17 protein-coding genes are annotated in these 17,625 nt (G+C 40.0%); 4 read left to right on the forward strand and 13 right to left on the reverse strand.

Annotation, left to right across the window (positions count from 1 at the left end; all coding sequences use genetic code 11):
- Positions 1-238, forward strand: a 238-nt coding sequence (locus I6N95_RS26380; protein ID WP_209533085.1) for a transposase, incomplete at its 5' end; no start/stop codon positions are given.
- Between the two features lie 63 nt (positions 239-301).
- Here I6N95_RS26380 and dnaI read toward each other — a convergent pair.
- The 11 genes from dnaI to I6N95_RS26435 form a co-directional block, all read right to left on the reverse strand.
- Positions 302-1,231 carry a primosomal protein DnaI gene (gene dnaI, locus I6N95_RS26385; RefSeq protein WP_209533087.1) on the reverse strand — a complete coding sequence of 310 codons (930 nt, stop codon included), beginning with the start codon at positions 1,229-1,231 and terminating at the stop codon, positions 302-304.
- The gene (locus tag I6N95_RS26390; RefSeq protein ID WP_209533089.1) at positions 1,231-2,637 is read right to left on the reverse strand and encodes a replication initiation and membrane attachment family protein; all 1,407 of its coding nucleotides are present in this window, start codon (positions 2,635-2,637) and stop codon (positions 1,231-1,233) included. The genes dnaI and I6N95_RS26390 overlap by 1 nt, the downstream gene beginning before the upstream one ends.
- 60 nt (positions 2,638-2,697) lie before the next feature.
- The gene (nrdR, locus tag I6N95_RS26395; RefSeq protein WP_209533091.1) at positions 2,698-3,174 is read right to left on the reverse strand and encodes a transcriptional regulator NrdR; all 477 of its coding nucleotides are present in this window, start codon (positions 3,172-3,174) and stop codon (positions 2,698-2,700) included.
- Between the two features lie 166 nt (positions 3,175-3,340).
- Complete coding sequence (gene coaE / locus I6N95_RS26400; protein ID WP_209533093.1) at positions 3,341-3,934, reverse strand: dephospho-CoA kinase; 594 nt, start codon at positions 3,932-3,934, stop codon at positions 3,341-3,343.
- A gap of 5 nt (positions 3,935-3,939) precedes the next feature.
- On the reverse strand, positions 3,940-4,782 hold the full coding sequence (mutM, locus tag I6N95_RS26405; RefSeq protein WP_209533095.1) for a DNA-formamidopyrimidine glycosylase: 843 nt from the start codon (positions 4,780-4,782) through the stop codon (positions 3,940-3,942).
- Positions 4,783-4,880: 98 nt separating this feature from the next.
- Positions 4,881-7,526, reverse strand: coding sequence for a DNA polymerase I (gene polA, locus I6N95_RS26410; RefSeq protein WP_209533097.1), 2,646 nt, complete (start codon positions 7,524-7,526; stop codon positions 4,881-4,883).
- 97 nt (positions 7,527-7,623) lie between these two features.
- Complete coding sequence (locus I6N95_RS26415; RefSeq protein ID WP_209533099.1) at positions 7,624-8,097, reverse strand: HXXEE domain-containing protein; 474 nt, start codon at positions 8,095-8,097, stop codon at positions 7,624-7,626.
- Positions 8,098-8,162: 65 nt separating this feature from the next.
- On the reverse strand, positions 8,163-8,864 hold the full coding sequence (locus tag I6N95_RS26420; protein WP_209533101.1) for a Bax inhibitor-1/YccA family protein: 702 nt from the start codon (positions 8,862-8,864) through the stop codon (positions 8,163-8,165).
- A gap of 5 nt (positions 8,865-8,869) precedes the next feature.
- Entirely contained in the window at positions 8,870-9,328 is a 459-nt protein-coding gene (locus tag I6N95_RS26425; protein ID WP_209533103.1) for a MaoC family dehydratase, read from the reverse strand.
- 206 nt (positions 9,329-9,534) lie between these two features.
- Complete coding sequence (gene murC / locus I6N95_RS26430) at positions 9,535-10,872, reverse strand: UDP-N-acetylmuramate--L-alanine ligase (protein ID WP_209533105.1); 1,338 nt, start codon at positions 10,870-10,872, stop codon at positions 9,535-9,537.
- Positions 10,873-11,043: 171 nt separating this feature from the next.
- Complete coding sequence (locus I6N95_RS26435) at positions 11,044-11,865, reverse strand: hypothetical protein (protein WP_209533107.1); 822 nt, start codon at positions 11,863-11,865, stop codon at positions 11,044-11,046.
- A gap of 224 nt (positions 11,866-12,089) precedes the next feature.
- Here I6N95_RS26435 and I6N95_RS26440 point away from each other — a divergent pair, with 224 nt between their 5' ends.
- A complete protein-coding gene (locus I6N95_RS26440; protein WP_209533109.1) occupies positions 12,090-12,902 on the forward strand; it encodes a Cof-type HAD-IIB family hydrolase in 813 nt (270 codons plus the stop codon).
- A 74-nt stretch (positions 12,903-12,976) separates the two neighbouring features.
- Here I6N95_RS26440 and I6N95_RS26445 read toward each other — a convergent pair whose 3' ends face one another.
- A complete protein-coding gene (locus tag I6N95_RS26445; protein ID WP_209533111.1) occupies positions 12,977-13,510 on the reverse strand; it encodes a GNAT family N-acetyltransferase in 534 nt (177 codons plus the stop codon).
- Positions 13,511-13,655: 145 nt separating this feature from the next.
- Positions 13,656-16,292: an alanine--tRNA ligase gene (gene alaS, locus I6N95_RS26450; protein WP_209533113.1), complete on the reverse strand. Its 2,637-nt coding sequence runs from the start codon at positions 16,290-16,292 to the stop codon at positions 13,656-13,658.
- 384 nt (positions 16,293-16,676) lie between these two features.
- On the opposite strand from alaS, the gene I6N95_RS26455 reads away from it, so the two are divergent.
- Both I6N95_RS26455 and I6N95_RS26460 read left to right on the forward strand, forming a co-directional pair.
- A complete protein-coding gene (locus tag I6N95_RS26455) occupies positions 16,677-17,027 on the forward strand; it encodes an iron chaperone (RefSeq protein ID WP_209533114.1) in 351 nt (116 codons plus the stop codon).
- Positions 17,028-17,181: 154 nt separating this feature from the next.
- On the forward strand, positions 17,182-17,625 hold a 444-nt coding region (locus I6N95_RS26460), incomplete at its 3' end, for a transposase family protein (protein WP_209533115.1).

The raw sequence follows: 17,625 nt of genomic DNA on the forward strand, positions 1-17,625 counted from the left end.
GGTTTCTTCCCTGATGACCACGTCTTTAAAGACCTTAAAGAAGCATTTACCACGAATCGAAAATACGTTTAAGTATTCTTTTTCAAATGGCCCTTTAGAAGGCACGATCAATAAAATAAAAGTTATCAAAAGGGTGGCTTATGGGTACCGCAGTTTTTGGAATTTCAAACACCGCATTTTAGTTAGCTTTAACTTAACACAAAAAAGCACCCCTGCCATCGCTGACAGAGCCGCTTAATTTGTCGATCATTTCGATTAATTTCTAGCCATCCACATCATTTGACGTAGAGCCCGTTTACCACTATTGATGACGGCGATTTTCACCGATCATGTTGATTTCTCTAGCTAAATAACGAATCCGCTCCATGATGCGCTTCGCTTTAAGCGGCTCATCTTCTCCTCGCTGAGTCACGCTTAAATGCTCTTTTTCCAACTGTTTCATACTAAAGTTAGAACTGAAAAATGTCGGCAGCTGTTCTTGCATGCGATACTGCAAGATAACCCCTAACACATCGTCCCGAATCCAACTACTCATGGAATCAGCCCCAATATCATCCAACATCAAAATCGGTGCCTTCTTAACAGCGTCTAATTTATCCCCTGTGGTGTTTTGCGCAATCGACTGTTTCATCTCTACTGCAAAGGTTGGAAAGTGCATCAGGGTCGTCCTATAGCCATATTCAGCGAGTTCCTGGGCAAGGGCACCTAACAAATAAGTTTTTCCGACACCAAATGAACCTTGAAGATAAAGCCCTTGATGAAACTGCTTAGGGTTTTCTTTATATTTACTGACAAAATCAAAAGCCGCTTGTAAGGCAACTTTCCGTTCCGCCGTAATCTCAAAATAGTCCATGCTAGCTTCACGAATATCCCGTGGCATATCCATGGCCTTCACACGATTTCGAATCTCCTCTTCCTTTTGACGTGCCAAGAGCGCTTCAGTGGGAACATAGGTGACATCGATATAATGAAAATTCATGAATAATTTAGGTTCATAGCCAGGTGCAATCATGGTCGGTTCGTTCAACTTAAACTTACGTTTTTCTTGAACAAATTCATAGAGTTTTGAATAACTTTTATCGATATCTTCCTTGGTTAATTCTGCTTGATGCTCTTCAATAAACTTAATCACATCTGGGTCTTTTAAAACCTCTTGAACCAGTTTATCAAAACGCTCAGACCAATCTCGCTGGTTGATCACTTTTGTCATTTCTTTGCCGACATCTTCCATTAGGATTCACCTTCTTTCCCTTTTTCACGCATCTTGCGCAATTGGTCTTTAAAGTAAGCTTCTTCTTCTTGAGATACTTTGGTCTCTGGCTTCGTTTTACCTACCCAATCTGGTAAGGTTTCTTTCCTGCCCGAGGTTTGTTTCCGATAATTATTAGGACGAGGTGCCACCTGTTTCTGCGCAGACGCACCCATTTCTTTAACTTTCGTCATAGCGCCTTCTGGTGAAAAAATCTGAGCTTGCGCCCAATCATTCGCAATCGAATTAGCAAATTTTTGATTGAGAGCCGCGTTGCCTTTTCCAACTAGGATATAATGAATCAAAACATTGATCACAGAATCTGGCAAACCTGATTGTTTCACCAAATTTTCAACAACCCAACGTTCCTCATTGGCCACAAATCCACCTTTTTGCTTTTTAATGGCACTCAAAAAAATCATAGGTGAAATACTTTCACTAGAGACAATTACTTGAATTTCGCCTTCGTTATACCCTAATAACTTTAAGGTATTCCGTCTGCGAACCAGTTGATCATCCACTGATAAATCAGCAGCATCTTCATCTTCCGTTGCAACTTTTTGTTTCTTCACACCATGATATTTCAACACGACACTTTTGCGCAATTGGTTCAATGCCACCTTATTGGTGACAAAGTCTACCTCATTTTCCACTAAGTTTTTCATTTCCAATTCATCGATGCCGTAAAGTTGATGTAACGTAAAAACCGTTTCTTTCAACTCTTGCTGAATTTGATCCTTATCGATATACAACCCATCTAATAAACTGACAAAATAGAGCCAATCAAAGGTTTCATTGACGCTGGAAAGTTTCGGTTTAACCGAAGTCAAAAACTCATCTTTGGCCTCAGTCAACGTCACTTCATGAGAAGCCAAACTTTCCTGATTAAACTGATAGACATCTAAAAATTTCTTAGTTACTTCCGTATACTCTTGTGTGTCGACCTTAGGGATAGCAAAGCGCTGAACCAATTTTTGATAGCGAAGCTCTCCAACACTATCTAGTAATAGGACTGCCAAAACATCATCTTGAAAAAGTTCTTCAGCTTTTAAAGGCACTTGAAGCTCATAGATAAAATGACGACGTCCCTCCGCTTCTTTCGCAAACACCCTTAACAAACCAATGCCTTCTAATTTAATGCGAGCATTAAACAAGCGAGGCAGGTCAATATTTAACTGATTAAATAAATCCGCGTGTTGTAACTCATGACTATCATAATCGGACTCATCTACAGCCGTCAAAAAAGTGTGATAGATGCTAAAGGCATCCATGCCGATAATAGGTTGATACAAGTAACTTAGTAGTTGCTCATCATGACTGGTAATCGGAGCTGCCAATTTAACAGTAAAACGGTCTTGCGGATGAAGTTGCTTCCACGAACTATTCAAATCGCGACCTCCTTGCTTCTTAGATATTCTTACCCTACGATGATTAGGTCAGACCATCCATTAAGACGATTCTGTTTTTTCATCTTCTTTATTAAGTATCTCTTGCATTTCCTTTAAGAATACGCCCATGTCTTTAAACTGACGGTAAACACTAGCGAAACGGATATAAGCAATCTCATCAAGATTAACCAAATCCTCCATTACGTATTCGCCAATTTTAGTGGTGGAGACTTCATTTTCTCCAAGACCACGGACCTTGTTTTCCACTTGATCCACAATTTGCTCCATTTGTTCCATTGAGACGGGCCGTTTTTCTGCTGAGCGGATTAACCCTCTCAAAATTTTATCTCGGTTAAACTCTTCACGTCCACCATTTTTCTTAATCACTAATAAGGGTGCTGCTTCTATCCGTTCAAATGTGGTAAAACGAAACCCACAAGATTCACATTCTCTTCTTCTTCTGATGGCACGGCCATCATCAGCAGGTCTACTATCGACGACACGAGACCCGTTGTATTGACACTTTGGACACTGCATGTTTTTCACCTCGTGTATTCTATCTATTTTGAGTAACTAATTATCACTATATTACAGTTATTATAACATGAAAACTAGTGAATGGTATAGTCCTTATATGCTGATAAATACAGAAAGAAAGAACATCTTGGTATTTTTCAAGACGTTCTTCCTTTCACTATTTCGTTTATTTGTAATTTTTCAGCCATTCCCTCAACTGTTTCTGAGTCTCTGTCACTGATCCTGAATTATCGATGACAATATCAGCCAACAACCGCTTCTCTTCGATCGGCATCTGACTGGTAATTCGTTTTTTTGCTTCTTCTTCAGATAACTGATCACGAGCAATCAACCGCTGGAGCTGCAATTTTTCGGGCAAGTAAACGACCATCACCTGATCGACTTTACGATCATAATCAGCCTCATACATCAGAGGAACATCCACCACAACTATGGGAACCTCTCTGGCCACCCACTCGTCGATTTCACCTGAAATAGCCTTAGCCAATTCTTCACTTAACAGTCGATTCAATAAGCGCCGTTTAGACTCATCAGAAAACACAATACTTCCCAATTTTTTCCGATTCAAACGTCCATCATCCGTCAAGATTTCGTCACCAAAATGCAACCGAATGTTTTCCAAGCCAACAGTACCAGGTTCAACCACTTCACGAGCAATCGTATCTGAATCAACTATCGGAAGGCCCAACTGCCTGAAATAATCGGCAACGGTCGACTTACCAGTGGCAATCCCACCTGTCAATCCTAATATAAAGGTCATCACTTTTACCTCATCTTTCGCTGACGCAGCTTTTGACAAGCGGGGCAATAATGCGTTCCCCGTTGAGCCACCTTTGTTTTAATAATCGCCGTGCCACAACGCGGACAGGGAAGACCTGTCTGGCCATAAACATTTAACGACACTTGGAATTTCCCCGCTTCTCCCAAGGCGTTTTTATAGGTGCGAATCGTCGTCCCACCAGCTTCAACTGCCCGAGCCAAGACATCAATAATCGACTGATAAAGGGCAGCCACTTCTTTAGATGTCAAAGTGTCAGCAGGTTGTTCAGGATGGATTTTTGCTTCATAAAGCGCTTCGTCAACATAAATATTCCCTAAGCCTGTCACCAATTTTTGATCTAGCAACAAGGGTTTGATAGCCTTACTTGATTTTTTTAAGCCCGCTGTAAAAGGTTTTAAGAGAAACGTGGCAGGGACAGGCTCTGGCCCTAATTTCAAAATCCCACTGTACTCACTTGCAAGACCTTTAGGCAAAAGCGTCATTCTACCAAACTTGCGAACATCCAAATAACGCAACTGAGTGCCATCGGTAAAATCAAACATGACATGGGTATGTTTAGCCAGCTCGTCCGTCTGTTGGTGATATTCATATTTCCCTTCCATTCGCAGATGAGACACCATCTCATAGTGAGTGAAGTGAAAAATTAAAAATTTACCCCGTCGGCTGATTGCCTCTACTTTTTCACCGATCAGCTTGATTTTAAACGACTCAACTTCAGGGGTTTCGATAATCCGCGGCCAAAACACTTGAACCTGATCGATCTCTTTCCCCAAAATCAACTGCTCCAACCCAGTTCGAACCGCTTCTACTTCTGGTAACTCTGGCATACTACTACCTCCTATATAAAACGTTTCTGTAAAAAGAAGCCGAGATAAAGGCTGATCAGCTTTTAGCTCAACTTCTTCTTAGAGACAATTTTCAAGACTTATTTAGCTTCGTACCACGTGTTGCCATAACTACTATCGGCTTTAAGCGGCACACTTAATTCTACCGCATTTTCCATGACTTCTCTAACAAGTTGCTCCAGCTTAACAATCTCCTCTTTGGGCGCTTCAAAAACAAGTTCATCATGAACCTGTAACAACATCGTCGCTTCCATGTTTTCTTCCTTCAAACGTTTAGCCATTTTAATCATGGCTATCTTCAAGATATCAGCAGCACTTCCTTGAATTGGCGTGTTAATCGCCGTTCTCTCAGCGAATGTCCGCAAGTTAAAATTACGAGCATTGATATCTGGTAAATAACGGCGACGATGCCACAAGGTTTCCACATAGCCTTTATCCTTCGCTTCTCGGACAATGGTTTCCATATAGGTCTTAATATCAGGGTATTTTTCAAAATAAGTATCAATAAATTGTTGCGCTTCTTTACGAGAGATTCCCAAGTTTTGCGACAACCCGTAATCACTGATTCCATAAACAATCCCAAAATTAACCGCCTTCGCTTGGCGACGAATATTACTTGTCACTTCTTCAGATGAAAGACCAAAGACACGCATTGCAGTACTTGCATGGATGTCCTGTCCTTCAACAAACGCCTCGCGCATATGTTGATCGTTGGCGATATCCGCCAGAACACGTAATTCAATTTGAGAGTAATCCGATGAGAAAATTTGCCAATCTTTTTTACGGGGCACAAATGCTTGACGGATTTTGCGGCCCTCTTCCAATCGAATAGGAATATTTTGCAAGTTAGGATCGACTGAACTCAAACGACCGGTTTGAGTCAATGTTTGAACATAACGTGTGTGAATCTTGCCATCAGGTTGGATCACTTTTAGCAACCCTTCAACATAAGTCGATTGAATTTTAGCAATTTGACGGTACTCTAAAATATGTTCCACAATTGGGGCTTGATCCTTTAATTGTTCCAACACATCGACAGCCGTTGAATAACCTGTTTTAGTTTTCTTAATCACTGGCAACTGCATTTTTTCAAAGAGAATAACACCCAGTTGTTTCGGAGAATTTATATTGAATTCTTCTTCCGCCAACTCATAAATCCGCTCTTCAATTCCTTTTAATTGAACGGCAAACTCCTGCTTCATCTCTTGTAAGCGTTGAGCGTTAACCGTAATCCCTTCAATTTCCATCTCACCTAAAACACGAGATAAGGGCAATTCCATGTCATAAAATAACTCATGTTGTTCTTTTTCCACTAACAACTGATCCAACTTTGGTTGCAAACTTGCCAAAGCCTTAACTTTTCGAGCTAAGTGTTGAAACAATACGCTATCTTCTGCCGGCAAGCCTTTTTTAACCCCTTTACCATAAACACTTTCATCCGTGTCAATATCGTAATACTCGTAATTAAAGGCGACCTCGGCCAAATCCTCGCTCTTATCATTCGTATCAATCAGATAAGACGCCAGTAAAACATCAAAGGCAACTCCCTTAAGGTCAATACCGTACCGTTTAAGCGCGACTTGGTTAGCTTTAGCATCATAAACTATTTTCGTCAGATTTTCATCATCTAACCATTCTTTAAAGGAGTCTTGAGACAAGATATCGTCACCGAAGGACACATATAACTTTTCTTTCGTTCCCCAAGCCACACCAGAAATATCCGATGTGTGATAATTAGGCTCCAGCATTTCCACATACAGACTCATCCCATCGCTGAACATGCTAGTTGCCGCTTCCGTTACCACCTCGTAGCTGATCTCAGTAAGCGGCTCACTTGTTCCCGTTAAACCAGTCGTATCTAATTTGTTTAGTTGTTGTTTAAATTCCATTTCACGATAAAAGGGAACTAATTTATCAATATCTTTGCCGCTATAAGCCAACGATTCAACCGCCACATCAATTGGTGCATTGACATCAATTGTCGCAAGCTTTTTACTCAAAAAAGCCTGCTCTTTATCATTGATTAAATTTTCCTTCATCTTACTTGGTTTCAACTCATCAAGGTGTTCATAGAGCCCTTCCACAGAACCGTATTCCGCCAATAGTTTGATGGCCGTTTTTTCGCCAACTCGTGTCACGCCAGGAATATTATCAGAACTATCACCAGCTAGTCCTTTCATGTCAATGATTTGTAGTGGCTCTAACCCATATTTTTCTTTAATAAACTCAGGAGTATAGGTTGTTAGTTCACTCACCCCTTTAGTTGTCACTTCCACTCGAATGTTTTTGTCAGCTAGCTGTGTTAAATCTTTATCTCCCGAGATAACCACCACTTCAAAATCATCTGCACTAACACGACGAGCCAAGGTGCCGATAATATCATCAGCTTCATAATCCGCCAACTCATAATGTTGAATACCAAAAGCCTCGATTAGCTCACGAATATAAGGCATTTGTTCTTTAAATTCCCCTGGTGTTTTGGCGCGACCAGCTTTGTAATCATCAAAAAAAGCATGACGAAACGTGGTTTTCCCAGCATCAAAAGCGATTAGAACATGACTAGGCTCTTCTTTTTGCATAATATTATCTAACATATTATTGAAAAAAAGAATGGCATTAGTATGTAAGCCGCTTTTCGTTTTAAATGATTCAAAGTTTTGAATGGCATAGAAAGCTCTAAAAGCTACACTATTGCCATCGATTAGTAACAGTTTATTTTTCGACATATCATTTCTCCATTCTTAACACTCTTCTTCATTTTACCAAAAAACAATCGAGTTTGCGAAGTTAAGTGATTGAAATAGGGTTTCTTTTTATTCGCCCTCACCTGATCCACTTGTGACAAATGACTAAATTTGCCCCCACGACAACCGTCATAAGTACTGTCGCTATCACTAAAGGTCCAACTTCAACTTGTGGCAATAGCTGTTTAAGTACTAGAGTGCAGCCTATTAACGTCAAGCCACCTGTAAAGCTTCCTGGAACATAGCGGCGTAAATACACCATTTGGCCAAAATGCACCACTATATGCAACCCATAGACCAGTATTAAGGCAGTTGCCACCAAAAAAGAGGAGACCACGATACTATATAATATAACACAACAAACCAAGATAAATTCCTCAAAAACAATCAAAGTAAAAGATCGTGGGGACACAGTGATCTGCCTTACCTTATCTGGCAACTTAACCGGACTCGCTTTTAACCTGACAAACCACTCAGGCATCCAGGCGAGTTCCTCAAGCTCGTGACACATAAATAGCAATGGAAAAATTAGCAACCACTCATGTAACGTCATCTCTCTCCTCCTAAAAAAACTTCCTCCTTACTATGCAAGGAGGAAGTTTTCAAACCAACTACTGACTAATCTCTACCGAAAATACGTAAGAAAGCAAGTAATAGGTTAATAAAGTTTAGATACAATTGTAAGGCACAAAAGACTGCCATGCCACTTAATTCTGGCGCATCACCAAATTGATTGTAAATGGCCTTGATCCGTTGATGGTCATAGGCAGTTAACCCTGCAAAAACAAAGACCGTCACAATCGAGATAAAGAGCAACAAACCAGTGCTCTTAACGAAAAAGACATTGATTAACATGACAATAATAACACCGATTAAAGCCGTTCTCATAGCTTGACCCATTGCACTAAGGTTCTTTTGCGTTCGCGAACCAAAAATAGCCATAACACCAAAGGTGACTGCCGCCGCGACAAAAGCACTGGTAATCACTTCACTAGTATACCAAACTAGCGTGAAGCTAAGGGTAATACCATTAATAATCGAATACGCGATAAAGCCACCAACAGCTAACGTTGGATTTTTGACAGCTTTAGCACTTAAAAAAATAACTAAGGCAATTTCAAGAAGCCAAATTAACGTTAAACCTAACGGCAAACTTTGAATAACACTGGCAACTTGAGCATAAAAAACATCCATTACCAAATATGAAGTGACAGCTGTAATAGCAATTCCAATTCCTAAATACGCGTAAATTTTTGAGAAAAAAGCTGCTAAGCCCGCATCCGTCCTTTGTGACACCTGATTATACTGATTTTGTTCCATCATGATTACTCCTTGCTTTCTTCTATTTTCGCCAATGGCGGTTTAACCATCACAACAGCATCTAGCACACGATCCCCAGGACCGTTAATTGCTTCAACTGAAATAGTGGCGACATCTTTCATTTTATCAACTTTGATAACCTCAAAGTCAAACGTTAACGTTTCATAATGATACACTGGTTCAATAAAATTTATTGAAAAATTCACAACATGAGAGCCGGGTCCAGGCAAATGTTTTGATATCGCACTGGTGATGATGCCCATCAACATTGCCGATGGCACAATTGGTTTTTGATACTCTGTTGTTTGTGCGTAATCATGTTGAATATACAGCGGATTCGCATCGTTCGTCAAGCCCAAGTATAACAACAAGCGATCGTCTTCAATCGATTCTGTCACACTCAAAGACTGCCCCTCTTCAATATCCTCTATTGTCTTGCCTATTTTTCTCGGCTTTCCAATCATCTTAAAAAAGACACCTCCATCTTTATGTTTTAATTGTACCAAAAAAGTCAAAAATCGCAAGTTTTCACTATCATTTTCGAAAACAACTCAAAATACGGCATCCCTGTCGAAATGATCGAATAGCCCACAAGCAAATGTCTCTCCTTTACATGCTGAATACACCAAAGAGAAGACTGACGTACGTCACTCTTCTCCGCATCTCTGTATTACATTTTATTTCGGCGAGTCGTGCCTAATAAGCTTTCATAGGCATGTTGGAACTTTTGAACATCACCAGCCCCCATAAAGATGATGACGGCATTATGAAAATCCAATAAAGGAGAAACATTGTCTTCCTTAACAACTTTCCCACCTTTGGTAATTTTATCACCTAAATCTTCAATCCTGACGTCTCCTTGTTGTTCTCTGGCTGAACCGAATATATCACACAAATAGACTTCATCAGCCAAATCCAAGGCTTCAGCAAATTCATCCAACAGCGCTACTGTCCGAGTAAAGGTATGAGGTTGGAAGACAGCCACAACTTCTTTGTCCGGGTATTTTTGACGAGCGCCATCAATTGTCGCACGAATTTCTGCTGGATGATGCGCATAATCATCTACGATAATCATATCGCTGACTTTCTTCTCACTAAAACGACGCTTAACGCCTCCGAAACTTAACATTTCTTCAGCTACCTTGGTCATATCCAATTTTTCTAAATAAGAAATCGCAATAACCCCCAAAGCATTATACACGTTATGCATCCCATAAGCAGGAACCGCAAACTGACCAATTGTCTCTCCCTGATGTACAACCTCAAAACGAGAACCGGAAGTTGTCCGCTCAATATTTTTCGCTTGGAAATCGTCATCGTCATTAATCCCATAGTAATAAACAGGCACATCCGTCTCTAGTTTACGCAAATACTCATCGTCACCAAAAACAACTAGCCCTTTTGTTACTTGAGTCGAAAAGGTTTGAAACGCATCAAAAACATCCTCAATACTCTTATAATAATCAGGGTGATCAAAATCCACATTTGTGATAATCGCATAATCAGGCGCATAAGCTAAAAAATGACGACGATATTCACAAGCTTCAAAACTAAAGAATCTAGCCCCTGAAACCCCATGACCTGTTCCATCACCAATTAAATAACTCGTCGGTTCAATGCCACTTAAAACATGAGACAATAGCCCCGTAGTACTTGTCTTACCGTGGGAGCCTGTAACCGCAATGCTGGTAAAATTTTTGATAAAATCGCCAATAAAACGATGATAACGAATGACTTGCAGACCTTTCTTTAAAGCTTCTTGAATTTCTCGATGACTGTCTGGAAACGCATTTCCAGCAATAATAATCATGCCATCTTTGATATTCGTTTCATCAAAAGGCAAAATCGTAACGTTTGCCTTTTCTAATTCCCGTTGTGTAAAAGTGTATTGCTCAATATCTGAACCTTGAACGCGATACCCTTTCTCGTGCAAGACTAATGCGAGAGCACTCATGCCGGCACCTTTTATCCCGACAAAATGATACAATGGTTTTTCTTGATTTTGCATGAAAATCCTCTTTTCTAATGTTTAAACTTTTATATTAGGTTGAATTTTAGTCTGGTGTAGTATTTCGACTTCCATCAGTCAGTTTTTATACCGACTACCATTATCATACATTCTCGCTGATATTTCAACCAAAAAAACTTCCACTGAGCCTAAACAGTGAAAGCTTAATCTTTAATCAAAATATTTACTGGCTCTTGACTGAGACGTTTCCTCGGCCATAATCCCTGATAATGACTTTTCCAACCGATTATTCTTGGCCATTTGGTCAGGTTGTTCATTTTTTTTCCTAGTAATCGCTGGAACTTTTTCATCATTTTTTGACCCTTTTTTCAGCTGTTTAAACTCACGTCGAGTAAAAGGGATATTGGATTCCTCTTCACGAACTTCAAACTCACTAATTTGACGTTTTTCAATCTCATCATACTGAAAAGCCCGATCCTCATTGTCTTCTAATATTAGATAACTCGCTTTCGGTTTTTTCATGCGATCAATGATTTCTTTCTTACTAAAGGTCGGTTCAACATCTTCAGGCACAATCGATGCTGGAATATGCTTAGGGACAAAATAAGACCGTCCTTTATATTTACCTGGTTGCGCGTTACTGTTCGCTCGTTGGTCCAATTTTTTCTCACGGGTCAACTTTTTTTCCAAGCTAGCTCGATGATCGCTGTAAAATACGGGCTTTTTCACTTCAATGACAGAGTCTTCCATCGGTGGCCCTTGATAAGAAAAATCCGGTCGTTTCTCTCTTTTTAGCGGTTCTGTTTTCGCAGGAACATAGGGTTCTGGCATAACAGGTTCAGACACAGCTTCCTGATGAAACCGCTCCTCATAAGTCGCTTCCGTCTCTTCTGCGATTGAGCGATTATCGGAAAATGGGGTTTTAAACTCGTCACTAAACAAATCACGATGATTTGATTTTGGGAGTTTAACCCCTTCTTTATCATCAAAAGCCGGAAATCTAAAATTTTTACGTTTATCTGCAAATTCCATTAATCATCAGTCCTTTAACGTTCTGTCTTATATAGTGTAGCACATTTTTTTAAGATACAAAACACTTCTATTCCTTTTTGACGGAAAGTTGTGGTAATCTATTATGGAACGACTTATCATTTCAACCAGGGAAAGACAGACAACCTATCAAAATAGAGGCAAAATGACTAGAAAATAAAACAGTCACCTGGGTAAACCTCATAACTATAGAACGGATGACTAATATGTATAAATTGATTGTCAGTGATTTAGATGAAACATTGATTAATAGCCAAGGAGTGGTCTCACAAGAAAATTTAAGAGCCATTCAAAAAGCACAAGCTTTAGGTCTTAAATTTGTTCCTGCTACGGGTCGTAGTTTTAACGATTTTCAACACATCTTGAAAATGACTGGCGTTCATGATCTAGAAAATGAATATGCTATTTCATATAACGGCGGTGTTATCACAGAAAATAAACATAATCGACTCTTAACCTCAACTGCTTTACCTTTTGAATTAGTGGAACATATCTTTGATCTTGGGGTCAAACATGATGTGCTGATCCACCTTTTTACCTTATCAGATATTCACACACTGAACATGAATTCAAATGAAAAAGAGTATCTTGACGGCCACATTGACTTAAAGTTACTAGACCAACCAAGAATCACTCATTTGTCCGCTTCTCCGATTTTAAAAATAAATTTTCAACACCTTAACTTAGAATTTTTAAAAGAAATTGAAGCCAGTTTATCAAAAGAAATTGCTGAGACATTGGACATTAACTACTCGTCAAACCGCTATTTAGAATTTAACCCTCGAGGAGTCAACAAAGGAAACGCCTTACAGCAGTTGATTACCATGTTAGATGTAAGCACCGATCAGATTTTGGCCATCGGTGACAACATGAACGATCGAACCATGATCCAGTTAGCTGGCACAGGGGTTGCGGTTGCCAATGCCGTTCCTGAATTAAAAGAGCTAGCCAATTATCACTGCTTAAACGACCATAATCATCACGCAGTTGCTGAAGCAATCGAGCGCTTCATTTTGTAAGAAACGCTGACAACTCAATCACTCCAAAAAATAAGTACAAATAGGCTGGGACAAACGCCCTAGCCTGTTTGTACTTATTCTGCTACTTCTTCAGCAATGCTTTCATCAAGTAGTTTATCATAACCAATTCGCGGACTACCATCTTCCAGAAACAGACGCCCCGTATTGCGATAGCCTGTCTTAGTTAAAATATACCGCATACCGTCATTAGATTCATGAGTATCGGTTCGAATCACATGACGGCCATGATGTAACGTCACCTCTTCGATATAGGCCAATAGTTTTAAGGAGGTTCCCCGACCTTGATAATTACTATTAATGGCCAATCGATGGATGACAGTATAGGGATTCTCGCTGTTCCAAGCACCGCCAATTAACGAATCGTAACTTTTTTCAGGAGTTAAACTGAGCACTATCACTCCAAGAATTAATTCTTTCTCGACTGCGACATAACATTGATTTAAGTGAATATCCTGCCTAATTTCAGGAATCCCAGGATAGTCGCCTTGCCATTGATTAATTTTTTGTTCTTTAAAAAACGCTTTTGTTTGTGTAAAAATTGTTAAAATCTCCAACACATCTGCCTCTTCAGCCAGTCTAAATTCCATACGTTCAGCCCCTATTTATAATAGTTTGCACGTGCATCAGCCGTCATAAAACACGACGATTTATTCTCTTCTCCAATTATACCTAAGTTTAGCCAAAAATAAAAATCTCTGTTTCACATTAAAACAGAGATTTCTATGTTCAAAATTATGCTAACCAGTTAGCCACTTCTTTCAATGCCTCTGGAATACCTGCTGGATTTTTACCACCAGCTTGAGCCATATCAGGACGGCCGCCACCGCCGCCGCCAACTTTTGGCGCGATAGCTTTGATCAAGTCGCCGGCTTTCAAGCCTTTTTCGTTTGCGGCTTGGGACATCGCCACTAGTAAATTAGCTTTTTCACCTTGAGAAGTCCCTAAAACCAAAATATCCGATACCTTCTTTTGTTTCCATTGATCTGCTAATTGACGTAATTGATTCATGTCTTTGACAGATACTTGAGCAGCGATATAACTAGTCCCATTCACTTCAACTACCTCTTTAAAAATATCGCCGGCTTGCTGATTAGCTAACTTCGCGTTTAAACTCTCATTTTCTTTTTGTAATTCTTTTAATTGTTTTTGGAGCTGTTCAACTTTAGTAGAAACTTCTTTCAATTGAGGTGTTTTTACCAAAGTGGCCACACCTTTCAGTAGCTCTTCCTCATCTTTTAACAACTCATAAGCCTCTTGGCTAGTCACCGCTTCAATTCGACGAACGCCTGCGCCAATACCTGATTCAGACACAATCTTAAAGATCCCAATATCAGAGGTGTTAGCCACATGAGTTCCACCACACAATTCGATGGAGTAATCCGCAATCTTCACAACGCGGACATCATGACCATATTTTTCACCAAAGAGCGCCATCGCCCCCATAGATTTTGCCGTGTCAAGGTCAGTTTCAACAGTCTCAACTGGTATCCCTGCCCAGATCTTTTCATTTACAATTTGTTCCATTTGCGCTAATTCGTCATTAGTTACCTGACCAAAATGAGTAAAGTCAAATCGCAAGTGAGTCGGTGTCACAAGTGAGCCAGCTTGATTGGCATGCTCTCCTAACATATCTTTTAAGGCACGATGCAATAAATGCGTTGCCGTGTGGTTCTTTATTATTTTATTACGGCGAGTTTGATCCACTACTAACTGGTAAGTTTGACCAGTGACGAGGTTACCAACTACTTCGACTTTATGTAGAGGTTGACCATTCGGAGCCTTTTGTACATCAACGACCTTCGCAACAATCTCTCCAGTTGCTGATTTTACAAGGCCTTTGTCAAAGGTTTGACCACCCATTTCAGCATAAAATGGCGTTTCATTGAAAATTAACTGCCCCGTTCCTTTATCTAGTTCAGGCACAATTCTTTCATCGGCAATAATAACTTTTAACTCACTGCTTAGATCGATTTGTGTGTAGCCATCAAATGTACTGCTTTCTTTAATATCCGTCAACAAAGCAGATTGAACATTCATGGATTGATCCGTATTGCGAGCAGCACGCGCTCGTTCACGCTGAGCTGTCATCTCAGTTTCAAACCCAGCATGATCAACTGCTAGCCCTTCATCTTCAGCAATTTCTTCAGTTAATTCCACAGGGAAACCAAACGTATCATACAATTTAAAGATATCTTTCCCATTTAAGACTGTTTCATTTTTCCCTTTCATGGAAGCGATCAAATCCGTCAAAATTTGCAGCCCTTCATTAATCGTTTCATGGAAACGTTCTTCCTCAGTCCGTATAACTTTTTCAATAAAAGCGTGTTGTTCTGTCACTTCAGGGTAATAACTTGCCATAATATCGCCAACCACTGACACTAACTGATACATAAACGGTTTATCAATCCCTAATTTTTTCCCATGCATTACAGCCCGGCGCAATAAACGACGTAAGACATAACCACGGCCCTCATTTGAAGGCAATGCTCCATCACCAATAGCAAAGGAAACCGCACGTGTATGATCGGCGATCACTTTAAAGGAGGTATCGGTTGCCACATCTTGCCCATAAACTTTGCCCGCACTTAACTTAGCTGTCGCTTCAATAATCGGCATAAATAAGTCCGTTTCAAAGTTAGTTGGCGCATCTTGCAGGATTGACAACAAGCGTTCAAGTCCCATTCCTGTATCAATATTCTTGTTCGGTAATGGCTCATACGTTCCTTCTAAAGTGTGATTAAACTCAGAGAAAACTAGATTCCAGATTTCCAAATAGCGTTCATTTTCACCACCTGCATAGTTCTCTGGATCATCTTCAGCCACATCATTGTAAGCTTGCCCGCGGTCATAGAAAATTTCAGAATTAGGACCACAAGGACCAGCGCCGATGTCCCAGAAATTATCGGCGATATCAATCACTCGATCTGTACTTAAGCCGACTTCTTCTTCCCAAATCCGGCGAGCTTCTTTATCTTCAGGATAAACGGTCACATATAATTTATCAGCCGCGAAGCCAATCCATTTATCTTCAGTTAAAAATTCCCACGCCCAGTGAATCGCTTCTTTCTTTTGATAGTCGCCAATCGAGAAGTTACCTAACATTTCAAACATCGTATGGTGACGGGCAGTCTTGCCAACATTTTCAATATCGTTTGTCCGAATGCTCTTTTGAGCATTGACAATCCGTGGATTATCCGGCACAACGGTTCCATCAAAGTATTTTTTTAACGTGGCAACACCAGAGTTAATCCACAATAAGGTAGGGTCGTTAATCGGTACAAGTGAGGCGCTTGGTTCAACAGAATGAGCTTTCTCCTTAAAGAAGTCTAAAAACATTTGACGCACCTGACTACTAGTTAGTTTTTTCATTATCCACAATACTTCCTTTCTATTTTGAGAGCCTCGAAATTGGCACAAAAAAACACCATGCAAAACAAGGACGTCGACACGCGGTACCACCTTGTTTGCAATGATGTCAATCATTACCTCTTAAGCTCGATAACGCAGAGTGGCGTGATAATTTCTTATCAAGGTCCGATAAAGGGAGCACTTTAATGGTGAACGGCTTTTCTTTCAGCAAATAAAAAGCTTTCTAATCGTTCCATGTCACTAAAACATATCCTTTTCCATCTCAAAGTATAATAAATCTTAACTCAAAAGTCAATTTTAATCGCAGAAAAAAGATAATTATCGCCCTTCGCCTCAAGGTATAGTAAACTTAGCATAACAAGTGAAAAAATGGAGGAAAAAACAATGATTCAATCTCAAGAGATTACGGACTACATTCACAGTTACCCAACGGAGATTCAAGACATTCTCATGAAAACCAGAGCGACGATTCAAGCGGCGGCACCTGATAGTTATGAAAAAATGAGTTATCAAATGCCAACTTACTATTTAAACGGCAACTTGGTTCATTTTGCCGCCGCAAAAAAACATCTGGGATTTTATCCCACACCTAGTGCTATCAGCAAATTTGCAACAGAACTTTCTGCTTACAAAACATCTAAAGGGGCGGTTCAATTTCCCTATAATCAAGACATCCCTTATGAACTGATCGCTAAAATGGTCGCTTTCCGTGTCAAAGAAAATCTCGCCAAATAACAAGCAAGCAGTCCGATTAGTTAATCGGCTGTATAATTTATGGTGTGGATGAGAAAAAATCATTCACACCTATTTTAAGGCAAAAAAATAGAAACATATGATTATTTCCGATAGAATGAAGTCGTCGAAAACCCATCCAGAGAGGAAAATTCATATGTCTCATAATCATTGTATCCGAATGTCACTAGATTTGAAAGATAAACACATTACATTTGAGGAAAACTTTTGCGAAGAAAAGAAAATCAACGGCGTTAACAGTAAAGTTTATTTGGCAACCCTCACTTACACACCCGATAACTGTCCCTGTTGTGGCATGCCCAATAAGGACTTCTCTATCGTAAAGAATGGGTTCTTGACCTCACGCATTAAATGGGTCAGTATGGCTCATTTTCCAACTTATATTCGCTTAAAGAAACAACGCTTCCTCTGCCGCAATTGCCAGACGACCTTTGTTGCAGAATCCAAGGAAATTCACCCCCATTGTTTTATTGCCAATCGAGTAAAACAATCGATCGCACTAGAGCTTGGGGATGAGGTGTCTTTAAAAAACTTATCCAAACGTCACTTTGTGTCACCGACAACCATCACTCGCGTGCTC

Source organism: Vagococcus allomyrinae, from assembly GCF_017829975.1.
Taxonomy (GTDB): Bacteria; Bacillota; Bacilli; order Lactobacillales; family Vagococcaceae; genus Vagococcus_D; species Vagococcus_D allomyrinae.